This is a genomic window from Desulfocicer niacini (assembly GCF_054657595.1).
The window spans coordinates 1-503 of record NZ_BAAHYK010000176.1 but is presented as its reverse complement, the minus strand read 5'-3'; the positions used below and the strand labels follow the sequence as shown (position 1 = coordinate 503).

The window sequence follows — 503 nt, the reverse complement described above, 5'->3', positions numbered from 1 at the left end:
GTATTTTGTATGAATGGAAGACAATTTTTAAACAAAAGGATAATCCATAAAATTCAATCCATGTCAATGATATTTATGCATAATATGTTTTAGGTTGCACGATAGCTGCGCAGTATCCATGCGTCTGATGATCTTTCTGGGGTAGATCATAATCAGCCATTCGTCATAATTTGTGGGCCAACGGGGTCCAGCTTGTGTTACAGTGAATGCAACTTTTAGGTGACACCTTCATGAGGCTGGTAAAACCAGGGCCTGATCGTCTGTTTTTTCTATAAGGCCAAGATCCCCCATGATCAGATACATGCAGGGGATTACCAGAAGCACCATGACTGTACTTGCCATGAGCCCGAAGGTGGCACTCACCACAAGGGGAATCAATATCTGGGCCTGCAGGCTCGTTTCAAACAACAATGGCAGAAGACCGGCAATGGTGGTGGATGATGTCAAAATTACCGCCCTGAATCTTTCCCGGCTTGCTCGGGCAGCAGCGCTGTGAAGGGACA

Annotated in this window: 1 protein-coding gene; it reads right to left on the bottom strand. The window is 45.5% G+C overall.

Annotated features, from left to right (window positions below; all coding sequences use genetic code 11):
- Positions 1–228 precede the first annotated feature (228 nt).
- Positions 229–503 (bottom strand): efflux RND transporter permease subunit (locus ACYQ2M_RS25260; RefSeq protein ID WP_459919170.1); only part of this gene is annotated, 275 nt, incomplete at its 5' end.